Genomic DNA, 18,183 nt, shown 5'->3' on the forward strand with positions numbered 1-18,183 from the left:
CGACCGCCCCGGCTGCCACAGCAACCCGGCCGTCAACGCCAGCGGCCAGACCCTGCACGATGCCAACCTGCTCAAGCTGCGCATCACCTACGGCATCCCGGCGAAGAAGCAGATCCCGCTCGCCGGCCCCTTCATGGCGCGCGCGCTCGCGCTGCTCGATCCCGCCGACAGCGACGCCTTCCGCGCCGGATTGATCGCCGACGGGCGCATCCCGGTGGTCGCCCATACCGTCATGCGCATGCAGTCGCCGGCGATCGAGGCCGGGAATGCGTCGTACCCCGGCGCCGGCAACGCAGGCAGGCCGGTCGATCCGGGGCCGCCGCCGCAAGGGCCGGGGCTGCCGGAATGTCCGGTGACCGATCCGGCGTGCGCGCCCCCGACCGTCCCCCCTCCCGCACCAAAGCCTGTGCCAGATGAATGCGACCCCCTCACCGACCCTGGTTGCTGGTCCGTGCCTTCGTGCCAGGCGCCTGCGGACTGGCTGAAGGGCATCAACACCACACCGACAACGCCCTGACGCACCGCCCACCTCCGTCACCGCCATGAACACTGCCCATACCTCCGTCCGCACCCTGCTCGCACACTGCCTGCTCGGTCCATTGCTCGGGCTTTTTCTCGCCCACGCACCGGCAACCTTCGCGGCAACAGCGAGCAGCAGCGTTCTCCCCGCGACCAGTCAACAATCCCTCCCGCAATCGAGCGCCTTCGACTCGAACTGCCTCTCGATCGACGGCGGTGACCCGGCCGCCGCGCACCCCTGCGGCGAGGCGCCGCCCGCGAGCCAGGACAACCCGGACAGTGTCGCCCATGGCGCGGGCAACCCGATCGACGTCATCACCGGCAACAAGTACCAGCGCGAGACCGACCTGCCCGCGCTGCCGGGCGTGCTCGGCATCGAGATCGTGCGCCATTACAACAGCGCGCAGGCCAGCACCGATGCGCCGCTCGGACTGCTCGGGCGCGGCTGGCGGCTGTCTTACGAGACTGATCTGTATGTGACCGGCGCGCAGTTGCACATCGTCCAGGCCGACGGCACCCGCCTGGTGTTTGCGCCCGATCCTGCCGAGGCGGGCCGCTACCGCCATCCTGACTCCGCCCGCGGCTCGATCTCGGCGAGCAGCCGAGCCGGGGTCGGCCCAAACGTGGCGACGTATCGCTGGGCCTGGTCTGACGGACGCACGCTGGACTTCGATGCGCGCGGCAAGCTGGTGCAGATCCGCCTGCCCACCGGCGAACTCCTCAGCCTCGCGCGCGGCCTTGATGGCGAGTTGGTGAAGGTGACCGATCCGCAAGGGCGCAGCCTCACTTTCGAGTACGCACCACGCAGCAGCCGCGGCTTTCGGGGGGTGGTCGCGATCACCAGCCCGCTCGGTCGCTTCACCTATGCGCACCAGAACGAGCGTGCGCTTCCCGGGCTGAGCAACCTCGTCGCCGCCACCCACCCCGACGGCACCGTCCGGCGTTACCACTATGGCGCCGACAGCGGCGAAGCGGCGCCGGCCTGGCCGCACCACCTCACGGGAATATCTCTCATCGCCCCCGCCGCGATTGGAACCGAGGGCGACGCGGGCGAGCGGCGGCTGTCGACCTACGCTTACGACGGCACGGGCCGCGCGGTCATGAGCGTGCGCGGCGCACCGCGCGTAGCGGACGACTCCGGCCAGCCGCGCCCCGGCACCGGCATCGAGCAGGTCGATCTGGAATTCGCCGCGTCGGACCGGACCATACTCACCAACAGCCTCGGCCAGCGCACCATCTACCGCCACACCCGCATCCACGGCGAACCGCGCCTGCTGGAGGCGATCGGCCCGGGCTGCGCGCGCTGCGGCGAGACGAACGTGCGCTACCAGTACGACGAGCGCGGCCGGCTCGCCCGCATCACGCGGCTCGATCCAGCGGGCCAGCCCGTCGTGGCCGAAACCCTGGCCCGCGACCACGCTGGCCGCGCGCAGCGCAGATCGCTGCAGCCCTTCGTCGGCGGCAAGCCCCTGCCCGAACGCCTGCTCGCACGCTACGAATACGTCGAAGATTCGCCCCGCCCCGTGCTCATCGCGCGCCCCAGCGTCGTCCCGGGGCGCGAGCATCGGCTGCAGCTCGCCTACAACGACGCAGGCCAGGTCACACGGATGGTGGAGCGCGGCTTCAGCCCGCTCGACACGGACGGCAAGCCGATCGACGACCCGAGGCGCGCGACACCGATCGAGCGCAGCAGCACATTCGCGTATGCCCGGATCAACGGCCGCTCCCTGCTCACTGCCACTGACGGGCCGCTCCCGAACGGCGCCGAGGGCTCGCCAACCGACTCCGACATTTCGACTTTCGAATGGGATGCCGCGGGAAACCACTTCACCGCACTCACCCTGCCCGGCGGCCGACGCAGCACGCTCGAGCACGATCCCGCGACCGGCACGTTGAAGAGCGTGCGCAATGACGAGGGTTTCGGCACCCGCTACACCTACAACCTGCGCCTGCAGCCGACGACCATTCGCTTCGATGGCCCCGGGCAGGCACCCTCGCAGACACAGCACTTCGAGTACGACGCACTCGGGCGGGTGATCGAAGCGAGCAACGCCTCTTCGCCCGCCTCGAACTGGCTTCAGGAATGGGACGAGCACGGGCACCTGCGCTGGCACGCCAGCGCCCTCGGCGTGCTCGACAACTTCCACTTCGACACCGAAGGTCGGCCGCTCGAACGCAGCCGGCGCAGCGCGAGCTTCGAGCAGACCGAAAACCTGCGCTACGACGCGCAAGGCCGACTCGCCTCGGTCCGCGACAACGCCGGCCGCGGGCGCGACTGGCACTACGACACGGGCGGACGCCTGCAATACGCCATCGACACCGACGGTCTCATCCACCCCGCACGCGCTGAAGCCGCGCCGCGCGCCGAAGATGCGGCACCCCCGGCCGCCGTTCGCCAGCTCCGCGACGATTTCGGGCGAGTCGTCTGGCGACGCAGCCCCGACAGCGGCACCGTGCGGCACGATTACGACGCCTTCGACCGCCTCGTCGCCATGCGCGACGCCCGTGGCAACCATGCCCGCTATGACTACGACCCCGAGGGCCGCATCCAGCGCCAGCGCATCACCGACGCCGGCAGCGGCGCCGTCGAAGAGACGCAGTGGCGCTACGAGGGCCGCCGCCTCGTCGAGCTCATCCATCCGACGCAGCGCGAACGCTACGAATACGACGCCCGCGGCCTGCGCACCGCCCGCATCCTCACCCTGCCCACCGAGCGCGGCGAGCTGAGCATCGTCACCCGCTACGAGCATGACGAGCGCGGCCAACTCGTCGCCGCCACGCTGCCCGACGGCAGCCGCCTGCGCTACGTGCGCAACGGCCAGGATCAGGTCGTGGCGCTCGAACGTGACGCCGTCGGCGCTTCATGGCCAAGGTGGCCGTCACGCGAGCAGATCATCGCCGAAGGCTTCGAGCGCGACCTCGCCGGCCTGCGCAGCTATGTCAGCGGCAACGGTATCCACACCTTCCACCAGCGCAGCCGCGAGGGGGTACTGGCCCGCGTCGTGCACCGGCGTATTTCACCGCCGCGGCTCGAGACGGCGGCCACGTCGCCGATGGAACTGCTCGGCCGCAGCCCGCGGGAGATCGCCGAGCGCCTGCTCGGCATCGCGCCCGCGCACGCGCAGGCGGACGGCACCGGCGCCAAGCCGGACGCCGACATCACCAGCAAACAAGCGGAAAGCGCGGCCCTGCCCGGCGCCCTCGGCCTCGCCGACGATCCGCAAGCGCTGCTCGACCATCGTTACCTGTGGGACGTGCGCGGCAACCTCCTCCACACTCGCCAGCGCGCCGCCGCCGACGACGCCCAGCCCACTGCAAGCGGCCACGCCTACGACCGACACGGCCGCCTGCTGACCTCGGTCCGCTGGCAGGTCGATGATCAGGCGCCCACCGACGAGACCGTCTGGCGCTTCGCCTACGACGCCACCCAGCGCCGCGTCCTCAGCCAGCAGGGCGTGCGCTCGCAGCAGGAACTGAGCGCAGGCACGCAAGCCGTTCGTTTCGAGCCCGGCACCCACCGCCACGCCGATCCGTCCGCCCCCGCCCGATACACGGCAAGCGGCCAGCCCGAACGCTGGGGCGATCGCGAATACGACTGGGACGCACGCGGCCGCCTGGTCGAGGTCCGCGCCCACGGCAAGGTACTGGCCCGTTACCGCTACGACCACCGCGGCCTGCGCAACACCCGCCAGGTCGGCAAGCGCACGATTCACACGGTCTACGACGAGCACCGCCAACCGCTCGCCGAACTCGACGCCGACGGCCGCATCCTGCGCCAGTACGTCTGGCTCGCGGATCTCCCCCTTGCCGTCATCGACACCACGCAGGGCGTGGCGCCCGCGCAGCACAGGGACACCGGCACCATGCAATTCGCGGACAAGCTCGTCCGCATGATCCGCGCCACATTCACGCAGTCCGAGCGCATCGTCTGGCTGCACGGCAACCACCTCGGCGCCCCCGAGCTCGCCACCGGCGCAGACGGCCAGGTGCTCTGGCGGGCCACCTACGCCCCCTTCGGCGCCGCCACCATCCAGTCCCGCGACTTCACCCTCGACCTGCGCCTGCCCGGGCAGGTCTTCGATGCAGAGACGGGGCTGCACTACAACCGCGTGCGCTACTACGACCCGGAACAGGGCCAGTACCTCAGCCCCGACCCACTCGGCACTCCGGATGGGCCGAACCCCTACGCTTACGTCGCGCACAACCCCCTCCGGTTCGTCGATCCGGACGGGCTCATCCTGTTCGCGTTCGACGGCACGGACAACTCCCGTGATCGGCGCGAACTTGAGCGCCTCGGTGGCTCCCTGACGAACGTCGCGCGGTTTGTGCGACTTTATGACGACGGTTCGCGCCGCTACGTGTCCGGCGTGGGCACGCACCATTTCGAGGAGGGAAACACCAACTACCTCGGCGATGAATATCTGGACATCCTGCCGAACGGCCTCGGGCCGATCCCTGATCGCGGCGGCAACTTCACCGGACGCGCGCGCATCGACCGCATGTGGAGCTACTTCATCGACGAGGCCGAGGGCCATCCTGATGACGAGACCATGGACATCGACATCATGGGCTTCAGCCGTGGTGCCGCACAGGCGCGGGAGTTCGCCAGCCGGCTGGCCGCGGCCAGCGTCGTGCACGATGGGGCCCGCTACATCCGGTACACGGCCCTCGACAGCGTTACGCGCCAGGAGGTCACCCACTGCCAACCGGTAAACCTGCGCTTCATGGGTTTGTTCGACACCGTCCTGAGCACCGATCTGCCTTGGGGCGCTGCCTATCGCTTAGCTATACCGGCGGAGTTTGCCTACGTAGCGCACGCCGTGGCACTCAACGAGTACCGCAGCCAGCCCTATTCGTCCGACGTGTTCGGCTACCCCTTGAATGCGGCCTTCTGGAACGCGACCCGCCGCAACCTGCTCGACGACCTGCACCAGGGCGGCTTCCCGCTGGAATCCATCGGCGCGAGTAGCTACACGCCTGGGCAGACGCGCATTGAGCGCGGCTTCATCGGCGCGCATGCCGATATCGGCGGCGGCTACGAGGAGGGTGAAAACCAGCTGTCCTTCGTGGCACTGAACTGGATGGTGGCGCAAGCGCAGAAGGCTGGGGTGACCATGGACGCTTCTGGCCTGGACTCGATCCCGGTTTCCAACCCCATCATCCACGACCAGAGCAACACGTTACGCATCGGCGACCCGCGCGAGACGCCGACGGTCTCACGCGAGGTTCGGCAGGGGGACATGACGTTCATCGAAACGGAGCGCCTGCGCGCCGAAGACCGCGAGGTGCGCGGCTCCGTCGACGGCACTACCCAGCGCAACATGGGCTTTACTGACTTCGGTCCTGACGACCGTAGTCTGACCACGGGCGAGACGCACGACTTCATTGCCTACACCGAGCGTCTGATATCGGGCAACCCAAGCGACACCTGGAACGCGCTCACCGGCAACCAGACCGGGCGGGTGAACATCGCCGTATACATGGATTGGCTGTGCCAACATGGCTATTTCGAGCAAAGCTCGGCACGTTGCGCATCTGGAGGAACGCCATGACAAAGAGATCACACCCCCCTCTGTCGTCCTCTTCCCGACGCACGCTGCTGGCGCTGAGCGTAGCCTTTCTGGCTGGCTGCCGCGGCAGCGCTCCCCGGCTAGAGCAGGCCCCACGCCCCCCTTTGAGCGCGGAGAACGAGGCGCTCAAGCGCAAGCTTCGAGGGCTCGAAGGGGGGCAGTTGCGGGTCGATTCGTTGTTCATTGTTCGTGGGTTGAACATCTTCGACGAACATGGGTGGTTGTTTTTTGCGGCGGCGAGCATGAGCCCCCCCCGCGGTAACTTCATCGGTAGCTATGGTGCGGAGTTTGGCGTGCCTAAGTTCTTGCGGGTGGAATGGCGGGACCGGATCGAGATGGAACCCGACGGTGCGCTCAAACGAGGTTTGCCAGGCGCCGCCTTCTACGGTGGCAACATCCTCGGCAACTACACCGTCCCAGTGGCCTCCCGCATCCCCGATGCCCTCCTCGAAGACAAGCGCCGCAACGGCGGCGGTTTTCGGCTGAAGATCCGCATCCACCCCGACGGGCCGCTCATCGGCTGGGACTTGGAGCGCGCTCCAGGCTCGGCGCCCGACGGCTCGAAGTTCCATCATGCCGGCGGTGACTTCCAGGAAGCCCACATCTATCAAGGCAAGGTCTTGCGCAAGGGCTGGTACATCCACCCCAGGACAGCTGAGCGCATCGAAACGGATTTCTGAGCGAGGCAACGATATGACATCATCGAAACACGACGCGAGGCGAGGCATCCGACTGTCCCGTGTGATGGCAGCAGCGGCGAGCGCCGCGCTCGTGCTGGCGGCTTCTGCCCATGCGCAGAGCGGGAAATCCGCCGCCCCCTCGGCAACCGCGCAGCCTGGGGACGGAGATCAGGCAAGCCAGCGCTGGCACCTGATGCCTCAGATGCAGCCGCTGCTGGCTTACCTGCGCTGCGAGGAAGTCCCGTTGAACCAGTTCGGCGAAGCCGAGCATCCTATCGAGGCGCTGTCGTTTCTCGCCGAACGTTTTCATGCGCTCGAGACAGGGCGCGAACCGCCGCTGATTCCGCTGGAGGTATGGCCTGGCATACGGGCCCAGTTGCAGGTTCTGGCGGGCTACGGCTTTTTCGGCGTAGTCCAGTTCTATCCCGCAGAGGACAGGGAGGGGCTGTTCAAGGGGCTGACGGCGGCCGGATGGGCGTTGGAACGCGCCCCTTCGGACGACGCGGCACGGCGTCTTCCTGCGCTTGCCCTCGTCCCTGTGTACAAAGCCTCGAGGCCCATGGGCAAGCTTGTGCGCGACCTGACGCTCATGGACGCACACGTAGACCAGCTCGCGGGAACGGTCGCCGCGAATGGCCTGACCGTGATCTGCACCTACAGAAAGATGAATGAACGATGATGCGCTTCTGGCCATGTCTTTGGATCTTTGGCATCGCGGTGCTCGCACTGCCGGACGCGCGCGCGCAACAGGACGGCGCCGCGTTTGAGTGGATCGCCCGCACCAGCGAAGCCGATCCCAATCTTGGGTTGGATCTCAATGCGTCGTTCGAGCCTCGCGGTGCGGCGCTGCGACAGATCAGGGTTGACCGGGATCTCGTCAAGGTGAGCGATTTGTCGAATGGTCGCTGGGTTACCGTCCACGCGCTGAGACACCAGATGTCGGGCAAGTACTACCCTCGTGTCGCCCCGAGTTTCGACCAGCAAGCCGCTTACCTCTGGAGTTTTGACGGAGAACTGCGCATCTTCCAGCTGGGTGAGCTGGGGAGTCCGGCGCCTTTGCTCTCGCTCCAGGATCCGCGGCTGCGCGATCTCATGTACGCACAAAGTGCCGGGCGGGTGAGTGGCGACGCCGCCCATGGCTTCTGGGTAACGAACGCTTACGAGGGCAGCGCCTTGTTCATCGAGCCGGGCACGTGGGCGATACGCGAGGTGCCGGGGCTCACCTTGCCCCCCGACGGAGGGAGACACCAAGCCGCCTTCAGAGCGGCGGCGTTGGGCGCAGGGGGATCATTGTGGGTTATCGAGCCGGGCTCAAGAGATATTGTCCGACGCGGTTCGCACGGAGAGGAACTGAACCGGGTATCGTGGCCGTTTGCTGCCGATGTACCGGCCGGCGTGAGTCTCTACGGTGACGGCGCCCTTGAACCATCCAAGGCAGGCGTACTGGCAATCTCGAACACTCGGCTCGAACTGGCGTCCATCAACAACGCCGGCCAGATTTTATGGCGGTTGGCCGTGTGTCCATCGGGCATCGGAGTCCGTTGCGCGCAGGAGGCATCCCAGCGCGGTCAACTGTCGACGATCCAACGCGCAGTAGCAGACGAGGCGGGCCATGCCTGGATCGCCGACAACACCCGGTCACTGTATGTCCACCGGGGAACAGGGGATCCGGAGCGCCTGTTCGGCAATCTGCCGCCGTGTCTGCCTGAGGGCTCGCCTGCGTCCGCGGGCAAGCAGCAGAGTCCTCCTTGCGTGGGAGCAAACGACCGCCTGGTGCAACTGGCTGATCACCGGTATCTCATCTACTCCCGGTCCGACGGTTTCTTGGTGCGCCACATGATGCAGATCGAGCCGGGGCAGCCATCACGCATCAGCTTCGAATCGCTGGAAACCGGGGCGACCGATCTCCCATGGGCTGACCGTCAGGCGGTGCTGCAGAGTCTCGCTGACCAGCGGGTGTGGGGATTCGGTGAAAGGCGAAGCGGGCTGGCGGAACGGTCGGACTCGACCGAAATGGGCGTACCGACCCGTCGCGGCATCGCGACCGCCTCAAAGATGATGGGCAAGTACCTGAGCCCGCCGGGAGACGCAATCCGCACGCCAGAAGACGCAACCCTGGCCAAGCTGTTCGAACCAAGCCGCCCCTTCGACCAAGGTAGCCATTCGATGGCGCGCTTCGGGGAAGACGCGGTGGTGATCAAGGACCGACGAGTCCCGCCAACGCAACTGGCCCTCTACGACATGCGCACGGGTGAACTTCGCCAGGGCATCGAGGTTCGTAGCCTGCCGACACCGACGGGCTGCGGGCTTGCGCACACCGCGCTGGAGTACGTCTTCAACGACGACGTCGACACGCTGTACATGATGCGGGAATGGTCGGGCGAGGTATTCGTCATCGATTCGTCCTTTACGGCAACGCGTTTGGCTCGCTTGCCTCACGCAAACGCCGGCCGGTCAACCGCGTGCGGAGCGGTAGTCGACGCCGGTGCGCGCGTTCCGATTGCTGCGCGGACACCGGGGGGAGATCTGGTGATCGCCACCGCCAATGGCGTGTTTGTCCAGCGCGGCGAAACGTTCGATCGCGTCGAGGCGCCCGCGTCGGTCGTGCAGTTGGTCGTTGTGAACGACGCCGAGGCACTGGTGGTCGCCAAAGGAGGTTTGGCCAGGCTTGAGCTTCCCCCGAAACCTCGTCATACAGGAGATGGGTTATGACGCGGCGTAGAACTGGAAGGAGAAAGCGAGTTGAAGATGCCGAAACGGGAGCTCACAGCGGAGTTCAGGGAACTGGCGGTGACGCCTGACGCAAGGTTTGGGCAGAGCGTTCTCGCCTGCCACGCAGAGATCACTCGGCGACATGAGGGGAAGGCAGGCGTCGTGAAACGAAGCACGACGCCCGGAATCGACAGCGAATCGATACCCGCCGAGATCAGCTACAAGCCAGAAATTCGATGTGCTTTACGGCTATTGACGTACCCGACGAACGCGGCCCCCCGAGTTCGACACTTACGCTCGCAAGTACTTGTTTTTGCTAGGGCGCACTTTCAAAAATGCCACTACAACAGCGCCAACTGCTCCGGCGCCGCTGGCTTTTCAATTCCTAACGCATGAAGCACCTCGTTCTGCTCCGTGCTGAGCGTCGACACCCCGGCCACCGGCTCGCCGCCGTTCAGGCGCACGCGGTGATGCTGGACGCGCTGCAGTTGCTCGGGCGCCCGCTCGGGCGTGTAGCCCGCATCGGCCGCCTTCAGGCGACTACGCATCACCCGGTGCAGGATCAGCGCCATGAAGCAGATCGACGCATGCGCGCGAATCCGCTCGGGCAGGCGGTGATACACCGGACCGATCTCGATCTCGGACTTGAGCACCTTGAAGCCGCGCTCGATGTCGGCGAGCGACTTGTAGCGCTGAATCACGTTCTGCGCGGTGAGCCCCTCGGCGTTGCTGACCAACAGCAGCTTGCCGTCCATCATTGCGACGAAACCATAGAAGTCGGCACGCGCATTCCCCAGGCGCTGATCGACGACCTCAAGCGCGACCCGCGCGGCTCCCTGCGCCTCAAATTCCGCATGAGCAACCAAGGCACGCTCTTCGGCTGGGATATCGAGCGCCGCCCGGGCTTCGACCCCAAGAAGCGGGACCAATGGGGGGAAGCGGTCTATGTCGGCCCGGTTCATTCCTTTGCCGGCGGCGATTTCCGCGAGGCAGACATCTTCAACGGCAAACCCGTACGCAAGGGCTGGTACATCGACCGCCTAACGGGTAAGCGTATCGAAACCGACTACTGAAACGCACCCAGATGCCCGCCCACATAACGCCCCCCTCGCGACGCCGACAGCCGCTCACGCACGCCGTCGCCCTCCCGCACCCCGCTCTCAGCCCTCTTTCAGCCAACCCAAATCCGTCACACGATCATGCGCAGTCTCCGCTCCGCCCTCCTCCCCCTGCTCATCCTCAGCACAGCCGCCAGCGCGAATGACCGCGTCGAGACCGGCAAGCTCCCGGCCGATGCCATCGCCGCCGCCTTCGCCCCCGCCACCAGCGACGGCTGCGCGTCCGCCTCCGAACCCTGCGCCGCGCCAACCTCCTCCGCCGTCACGGAGTTCGCCAAGCTCGTGCGCGACGTGCTCGACGGCCGCGCACCGCAGGCCCTTCGCTTCGCCGAAACCGGGATGCTGTTCGAGCTTCGCGGCGAGTTCGACCACGTGCGCGAGGCCGGCACCGACGGCGGCGAGCGGCGGACGCAGCGGGCGCGCGGCGGCCAGGCCCGCTATGGCCTGCACCAGCCCGAAATCGTTGTGCGCAAGGGGCATGTCCGCTTCGACCAGCGCGACTACCCCTACCACGGCACCTTCGACGTGAAGGATGGGGTCGAGAGCCGCTACTACTGCGTCGACTACCCTCACCACTGCGTTGTGCTCGAGTTTCCCCTCGAAAGCGCCGAGCCGGGGAGCATGATCCTGGAGCCCTCGCCGGGTACGGTGGGCGTCCAGTGGTTCAACATCGCGCCGGAGGACATCAGCCAGCGAACGCACGTGGTCGACGAGAAACGCTGGTCGGGCTGGCTGGGCACCTTGACCGATCAGCGCGATGCCGCAAATCTGATGCGCTCCCGGATCGACTACGTGGGTATTCTGCGCATGACGGCCGGGAACGGCAGCCCGATCAGCGCCCCCGAGAGCGACTGGCTGAAGTTCGGATCGGCGGGCTGCATGGTGACGCTCACGCTCGATGCCGCAACCCGATCCATCGCCCTGACGGAAGTTTTCGCCTGCGACGCAAACTCGACCGGGAGCCGACTCGACATCGGCAGCGCGCAACTTGGTGGCGCTGTGTCCTCCGAGCGGCCAAGCGTGGCGGCGTCGCGTATCGTCGCGCCGATGCAGCCACCCGCGGTGGGCTACACGGCCACGATCCGCCCCAACGACATCAGCACCGCACCACTGACAATGGTGACCGATCGCTGGCAGGCGGTCCACGGCGCCATATTCGGCGCCAGCGCCGAATCTTTGGTGATCACTTTTGCCGGCGCCAACAGCGCATTCACCATCAGCGCCCTACGCAAGGACCTCGTTCTGGATGGTGAAGATCTCAACCTCAGCCGCGAAGCGCTCATTCCGGAGCCCGTGGACGAAACGGACGACCCGCTTTCGGCATCGGAGACGCGAGCGGCATGTCTCCTGGGAACCCGCGTGAAACCACGCGGATCATTCCCCTGCCCGGCGCCCCTCCTGACGCAGGATCATGACCGGCCATCCGCTGCGATCCGGTCCTTCCAGGCCAAGCGCCTCGTGGAGGCACGCATCATCACCAACGAGGTCTGCAAGCGACACATCGTCCAAGGCAGAGAGAAATGCACGCAAAGCGCCATCGAGGACGCCCTTTAGCCGGCAGGCCGGATCGAGCAAGCAGTGCGATTTCGTTCCGAAACACTCGACCAATGCAAGGCTGGGCTCGATCTGACGAACCACGTCACCCAAGCCGATCTCGATTGCGGGTCGCGCCAGCTTCATTCCTCCCCCCTTGCCACGCGCGCCGTCGATGAAGCCTTTTCCGACCAATTCGGTGACGATCTTCATCAAGTGGCTACGCGAGATGTCGAAGCGCTCGGCCACCTCCTTGATGGTGACGCGCCGTTCGGGACAAGCCCCAAGGTACATGAGAACCCGAAGCGCGTAGTCGGTGTGCTGTGTGATGTTCATTTCCGGGAGAAGCGAGCGCCGTTAGCGCGCGACAGCCTTTTCGAGCATCTTGTCCAGGCCCCGCATCACGGTGAGATTGGCCTTCTCCATTGCCTGCAGCTCAGCCAGCGCTGCCTCGAGCTCGCCACGCGCATGCAGTTCCACCGCGCGCCGTGCGTGCACATGAACTGCGCGATGCGGATCTTCGAGCTCAGCATATCCAGCCAGCCCGGCAAAACGTTCACGCCCTTCTCCGTCGTAGTACCACCGACCGAGTCGGCAGTGCTTCTCGTCAGGCAAGTCTTCCGGACGCAGGCTCGAAACACCAAGGAACACCTTGTACACCTCGAGCTTTAGCGTGAGTTCGTCGATGTTCGCCAGTTCAACATTGGAGAGCAATGCGGAAGAGGTCACCGCCTGCTCCATGCGGCGAGACAACTCGAGCAGGTTCTTCATGCTCTGCACCGCCTGCTTGCTCTCGGCGGAGTGCCGGCCAGCGTCTGACGCACCGACTTCCATGACTTCGCGTGCGGCCCGCGTCTCCTCCTGGATGTTCTCCACCAAGGTCGCGATCTCGGTGGTCGCGCCCGCCGTCCGCTCTGCCAGTTTGCGCACCTCATCGGCGACAACTGCAAATCCCCGGCCCGCATCGCCGGCGCGCGCCGCCTCGATCGCCGCGTTGAGGGCGAGCAGGTTGGTCTGATCGGCAATCTCCTTGATCAGCCGCACGATACCGCCGATCTCCTCGGCACGCCGGCTGAGGGTTCCAACATTCCTGGAGGCCTCTTCCATGCGCTCGAACATCGTGTGCAGGTTGTCCGCGATGCGCTCGAAAGCGCTGCGACTGCTATCGGACTGCGCCGCCGCCTCGAGTGCAGATGCCTTCTCGTCGTTGAGCGTGGTGGCGAGGCCGAAAAAGGACTCACGCACGCCGCCAAGCGAATCGCCAAAGCTTCCCAAACTCGTGAATACGCCATCAAGAACCGCACGCTCACGGCGCAGCCTCTCTGTCTGCGCGCGAAGCTCAAGCCGTTCATCCTCGAGCAAGCGGACACGTTCATGCAAGGAGGCGTTGGCCTGTTGCAGTTGCAGATTCTCGGCCTCGGCAGTGTGCAGCCGAGCTTTCTGTCGGGTGAAGAACATCTTGATCTCTTGTTGGCGCCTTAAAGAGTCATATTATATGCTTCTTTTCAGGCGACAAAGAGTCTGAGTGTGAAATTCAAACCCGCATGGCACGCAAGGCGGGCATAGATCGTCTCACCCTGGGCTTTCGGTTTCGTGCCGCGCCGTCCGTACTTCATCACGCACCGCTTAAGGCTTGGCTTCACCTCACCCTTCCGCGTTGCACACCAGTCCCCAGGCTTCTGATGTATTGCACGCCCGCGCGACAAGACCCTCTGGCTCGATCCGGCACCCTCGGAGTAGCATGCCCCTGCCGCAATATAGAGTTGGACCATGGAAGAACGCAGAGGCGAACGTTTGGGCTGGACATGGGCTGGATCGGTGGCTTTCTGTGGGTCACCGTTGTCGGGCTGGTGTTTCTGGTCCAAGGCAAGATTGTGCAAGGAGGCGCTGGCCTACTGGTCTTTGTCGTCGCCATCTGGACGACGCACTACTTTGCGCCGTGGCACCACCCGACGACCCCCTATTGGCGGCTTTACCTGGGGCCATACCTCCTGTTTTTGCTGACGATAGTGTGGGCGGCATGGGGGTTCGGTGCCTTCAGTGAATCAGGCTACGAACAGCATCCAGGCGTCAAGCTGTTCTGCCCGGCATGCCGGGCAGAACACAGCACCACCACCAAACCCAGATACACGCGCCGGCCCAGGAAACGCACCGACATCGAGGTCGTGCGCCGGCGGCAACGGCTGCAGCAAAAGCTCAGCCGGGACGAGAACGCCTCGCGGATCGCGAGGGTCGGGCAACCACGGGGCTTGCGGGGATAGTTGGCACGATGAAGCACGCCGCCGCATGAACACCCCGCGCCCTGCGCCTGGGCAGCGAGTTCTTCATCGAGGCGAATCAGGAACAGGAAAAATTGCGAACGCTGCAGGTCAACATGGCACACTTGAACGGTCTCTAGGCTTGGTAACCAGAGACTCCCCCGAGGGGTTCGTTTGTTCAAGTTCCCTGAGGGGGATCCCCCCTCCGCCATCACGCTGCTTGAACATCCCGCCGGCAATAGCCATCAGCAGCAGTGACCGTGCTCACACAGAGTTGCACCAGCAAACTGTGCCATCGAGGATGTCCCGAAGCCACCGCAGCTGTAGTCAAAACCTGTGGTGCGCCCCCACGGATGGATCTTAGGAACGCCCCCTATAGTCGGAGACTTTCGCTGGGAAGTTGCACACCAAATGCCCCCTCAGGCCGAGAGCCCGACTCACCCATCCCCCACCATCTTCAACAACTGCTGCCGGACCTCCCCAGCCCCCGCTGCAAGATCCACTGTCGCAAACCGAACCTGCTGCCCCTGGATAACCACCGTCTCGTCGACCGTCTCCCCAACCGCCGGATGCAGCAGCAGCCCGCTCGCCGTATCCGCCATCGGGTCGCCCTGACCCACCTGCGAGCGCAGGTAGGCGTAGATCTGATACACGTAGCCGCTGCGCAGCGTTTCCTCGCGGTACCAGCCGCTGGTGACGATGGCGTTGAACTTGGTGTCGATGACGATGCGCCTGCCCCTGGCCGGATGGTCGAGCACGATGTCGGTGCGCATCGATGGCAGGATGCGGTCGATGCCTTCGGTCCTCTCCTCGATCTGCCAGCCCAGCGTGGCACCGCACTTCACCTTCCAGCCCTGCGGGCTCAGCGTCACGGCGTAGAAGCCGCCTACGGCGCGCTCGAATAGGCGGCGCACCCATGCGACTTCCCGATCCGGTAGCACAAGCAGGTTGGCGCCCGAGGCTTCGGTCGGCAGGGCGAGGTCGAACGCCAATTGGGCGGCGGCGACCATGAAGCGGTCTTCCGCGTCGTTGCGGCCGAAACGGTCGGCGCTCATCTGGGCGCGCGTCGGCGCCTGGCCCGAGACGCCCATCGCCTTCATTCCGTTCGCCAGCGCGCGGCAGCGGTGGACGAGGTCCTTCCTGCTCACGACGCGGGCGATCGATTCCAGCGCCGCCCGCACGAAGCGATTGCGCGGTGTGTCGATGCTCAGCTCGTCGAAACGGCAGGCGACCAGGCCGCGCGACAGCAGTTGGTGGCGCTCGGTGCGCAGCACGTCGATGCGTCCGCGCACGCGGTTGAGCACCTCGTCGCGGACGTAATAGCCCAGGCTCAGGCGACGGCGCCGGCGTTCTTCGACCGCGTGCGCCAGCAACTCGGCAACGAGGTCGGGGAGATCGTCCGGGTTGTCCTCCAGCGCGACGGCCTTGTTACCACCGCTGCGAAACAGGTCGGACGCATATAGCATCAGCAGCCAAAGATTGCGGACCGGGATGCGGCCGATATAGCCCGCCGCGGCCGGCGTCGTGCTCGCCGTGCTTGCGGCCACGGCCGTCATCACCAGCCCTGGATCAGTCGCGCCATCGCCTGTTCGGCTTCGGCCGGCGCGTCGAACCAGTATTCGTCGAGCAGCGGGCCGATCTCGGTGGCCACGACCTGGCGGAACCACATGCGCGTGTCGCCGGGCTCCAGGCGGTGGGCCGGTGTCACGTAGCTGTGGCCGATCTGGAACTGCTTGCCCAGGCGCGCGTCGGCGGCGATCGTGTCGTTCAGCTCGCTGATGCGGTGCTCGATGTCCGCCACCAGCGCCGACTCGACCCCGCAGGCCTCGACGACCCAGTTCCGCCACGCTGCCCCCAAGCGCGGCTCCAGCCCGACGAAGGCGAAGCGGCGACGCAGCGCGAGGTCGACCAGGGCCAACGAACGGTCGGCAATGTTCATGGTGCCGATCACGTAGAGGTTCTCGGGAATGTGGACCGGGCGCCGCTTGCCGTCGGCGTCCGGGTAGCACAACTCCAGCGCCTCGCTAGGCGTACGCTTGCCGGCTTCCAGCAAGGTGAGCAGCTCGCCGAATATCTGCGCCGGGTTGCCGCGGTTGATCTCCTCGATGACCACCACGAACTTCGCCGACGGCGCCTTGCGCGCGGCGATGATCGCCTCCATGAACACGCCATCGGCCAGCGCGAGCTTGCCGTCTCCAGTCGGCCGCCAGCCGCGAACGAAGTCCTCGTACGACAGGTTGGGGTGGAACTGCACCGCGCGGATCCGGTTCGGGTCCTTCTCGCCCATCAGCGCAAAGGCCAGCCGCTTCGCCAGCCAGGTCTTGCCGGTGCCGGGCGGCCCTTGAAGGATCAGGTTCTTCTTGGCGCGCAGGCGGTCGATCAGCAGGTCGAGTTCGGCACGCTCGAGAAAGCAGCCGTCGTTGAGGATGTCATCGACCGAATAGGGCACGATCGGCGACGCTGCCTGAACGGTGTCCGGCGGCGCCTCGTCGCTATCCTGTTCCCCTGCGTGGTCGTGTGCGCCCTCCGGCGACATCACCTCTACGCTGGGCCCCTCGTACTTCCAGGATTCCAACGACAACTCGGGGAAGCTGTGAACCGGATAGTCGCTCTCGCTGAAACGCGCACAGAGGTCGTCCATCAGCTTCAGATAGGTGGCGGCGTCGCACGGCCCTTGCTGGCCGCTGACCGGCACGTTGAAGCCCAGCCGCTTGTTGAGGTAATGCCGCGACTGGCTGTCGAGGGTCGGGAAGTCCCACGGATGCGCCCAGTACAGGCCCGCCGACAGGTTCCACGCCACGCCCCACACCTGGGTCGCCACGTCGTAGGCCTGGATGAAAGCCTCGCGCGTCTCCGGCTGGTCGTCTTCCACCAGCGCATGCCCCGCCACGAACACCCGCCACAGCGCGTCGATGTCGCCCGCGCCGCGCTTGTCGGCATAGCGGAAGAACCAGGAGCGCTGGTTGTTCAGGATCGGGATGCCCTCGAACGAGGGCGGCACCGGCACGGTGACGCCGATCAGCTTCGCCAGCTCGCCGGCGATGACCTTGCGATTGGCGTCGGTCAGGCCCCGATTGAAGGTGCCCATCACGGTGAAGGGACAGATGTCCTGCAGCGGGCCGACGCTGCCGTCGGCAAACTTGTCCTGCAAGTAACCGAGGCCGGGCACACGCGCAGCGATCTGGTGAATGCCCTCGATCAGCGGGCTGCGGTCATTCGCGTAATCGAGCAGCTTCTCGGCCACCGCCTCGTAAAACCGGGTCCACGGAAAGCGCAGCTTGTCCGGCGCGATGGTTCCGAAGCGCTCGCGCCAGTAGGGCTCGTTGCGAAAGCGCTCGATGTCCTGCGGCTGCTGGTCGAAGGCGAATGCGATCAGTGCGTCGTTCATCCAGTCGCCCGGCAGCACGCGCCAGATCGTGGAGCGGTAGGTATAGAAATACCATTCGCGCACGCCCTCGGCCGGCCGCCATTGCACCTGGACGCGCTCGCCGTCCTGCGGGTTGTGGACGATGGTGCCGACGGCCTTGATCCCCATCACCGACACGCTATGGCCGCGGCCGTCGAACGGCAGCCCGTTCTTGCGCACGTAGGCGGCCTTGATGGCAATGCGCTCGCCCGGCTGCATGGCGCGCACCAGCGCGCGCTCCTTCTCTGTCGGGGTGAGGATTTCCCAGATGCCGTCCTTGAGGAAGCGTGCGGTCTGGTCGTCGGTGTGTCCGAAGCTGGCGCCGACGAACCAGGTGGTGGTCGAGGGGTTGGGGTGGGTCTGCGTGGTCATGTGTCGTTGTGCCCG

Annotated in this window: 10 protein-coding genes and 2 pseudogenes; 7 read left to right on the forward strand and 5 right to left on the reverse strand. The window is 66.0% G+C overall.

Going from position 1 to position 18,183, the window contains the following annotated elements; all coding sequences use genetic code 11:
• From ACPT9U_RS12965 to ACPT9U_RS12985, 5 genes and pseudogenes are all read left to right on the forward strand, one after another.
• Window positions 1-517, forward strand: a pseudogene (locus ACPT9U_RS12965) (pilus assembly protein); the annotation flags it as partial.
• A gap of 25 nt (window positions 518-542) precedes the next feature.
• Window positions 543-6,071: an RHS repeat-associated core domain-containing protein gene (locus ACPT9U_RS12970; protein ID WP_435751236.1), complete on the forward strand. Its 5,529-nt coding sequence runs from the start codon at window positions 543-545 to the stop codon at window positions 6,069-6,071.
• A 122-nt stretch (window positions 6,072-6,193) separates the two neighbouring features.
• Window positions 6,194-6,769: a hypothetical protein gene (locus ACPT9U_RS12975; protein ID WP_435751237.1), complete on the forward strand. Its 576-nt coding sequence runs from the start codon at window positions 6,194-6,196 to the stop codon at window positions 6,767-6,769.
• 64 nt (window positions 6,770-6,833) lie between these two features.
• Window positions 6,834-7,448, forward strand: coding sequence for a hypothetical protein (locus tag ACPT9U_RS12980; protein ID WP_435751238.1), 615 nt, complete (start codon window positions 6,834-6,836; stop codon window positions 7,446-7,448).
• Complete coding sequence (locus ACPT9U_RS12985) at window positions 7,445-9,481, forward strand: hypothetical protein (protein WP_435751239.1); 2,037 nt, start codon at window positions 7,445-7,447, stop codon at window positions 9,479-9,481. Before ACPT9U_RS12980 ends, ACPT9U_RS12985 begins: the two co-directional genes overlap by 4 nt.
• 341 nt (window positions 9,482-9,822) lie before the next feature.
• On the opposite strand, the pseudogene ACPT9U_RS12990 reads toward ACPT9U_RS12985, so the two are convergent.
• Window positions 9,823-10,239 (reverse strand): annotated as a pseudogene (locus ACPT9U_RS12990) (IS1634 family transposase); the annotation flags it as partial.
• Window positions 10,240-10,335: 96 nt separating this feature from the next.
• On the opposite strand from ACPT9U_RS12990, the gene ACPT9U_RS12995 reads away from it, so the two are divergent.
• Window positions 10,336-10,554, forward strand: coding sequence for a hypothetical protein (locus ACPT9U_RS12995; protein ID WP_435751240.1), 219 nt, complete (start codon window positions 10,336-10,338; stop codon window positions 10,552-10,554).
• 1,419 nt (window positions 10,555-11,973) lie between these two features.
• Here ACPT9U_RS12995 and ACPT9U_RS13000 read toward each other — a convergent pair.
• Together ACPT9U_RS13000 and ACPT9U_RS13005 are read right to left on the reverse strand one after the other, a co-directional pair.
• A complete protein-coding gene (locus tag ACPT9U_RS13000; RefSeq protein WP_435751241.1) occupies window positions 11,974-12,468 on the reverse strand; it encodes an RrF2 family transcriptional regulator in 495 nt (164 codons plus the stop codon).
• A gap of 21 nt (window positions 12,469-12,489) precedes the next feature.
• The gene (locus tag ACPT9U_RS13005; RefSeq protein WP_435751242.1) at window positions 12,490-13,590 is read right to left on the reverse strand and encodes a methyl-accepting chemotaxis protein; all 1,101 of its coding nucleotides are present in this window, start codon (window positions 13,588-13,590) and stop codon (window positions 12,490-12,492) included.
• Window positions 13,591-13,937: 347 nt separating this feature from the next.
• Here ACPT9U_RS13005 and ACPT9U_RS13010 point away from each other — a divergent pair, with 347 nt between their 5' ends.
• Window positions 13,938-14,393 carry a hypothetical protein gene (locus tag ACPT9U_RS13010; RefSeq protein WP_435751243.1) on the forward strand — a complete coding sequence of 152 codons (456 nt, stop codon included), beginning with the start codon at window positions 13,938-13,940 and terminating at the stop codon, window positions 14,391-14,393.
• A 434-nt stretch (window positions 14,394-14,827) separates the two neighbouring features.
• On the opposite strand, the gene mcrC is transcribed toward ACPT9U_RS13010, so the two are convergent.
• Both mcrC and ACPT9U_RS13020 read right to left on the reverse strand, forming a co-directional pair.
• Window positions 14,828-15,946, reverse strand: coding sequence for a 5-methylcytosine-specific restriction endonuclease system specificity protein McrC (gene mcrC, locus ACPT9U_RS13015; protein ID WP_435751244.1), 1,119 nt, complete (start codon window positions 15,944-15,946; stop codon window positions 14,828-14,830).
• The gene (locus ACPT9U_RS13020; RefSeq protein WP_435751245.1) at window positions 15,946-18,168 is read right to left on the reverse strand and encodes an McrB family protein; all 2,223 of its coding nucleotides are present in this window, start codon (window positions 18,166-18,168) and stop codon (window positions 15,946-15,948) included. The genes mcrC and ACPT9U_RS13020 overlap by 1 nt, the downstream gene beginning before the upstream one ends.
• Window positions 18,169-18,183: the final 15 nt, after the last annotated feature.

The organism is Thauera sp. AutoDN2, assembly GCF_051280715.1.
GTDB lineage: Bacteria > Pseudomonadota > Gammaproteobacteria > Burkholderiales > Rhodocyclaceae > Thauera.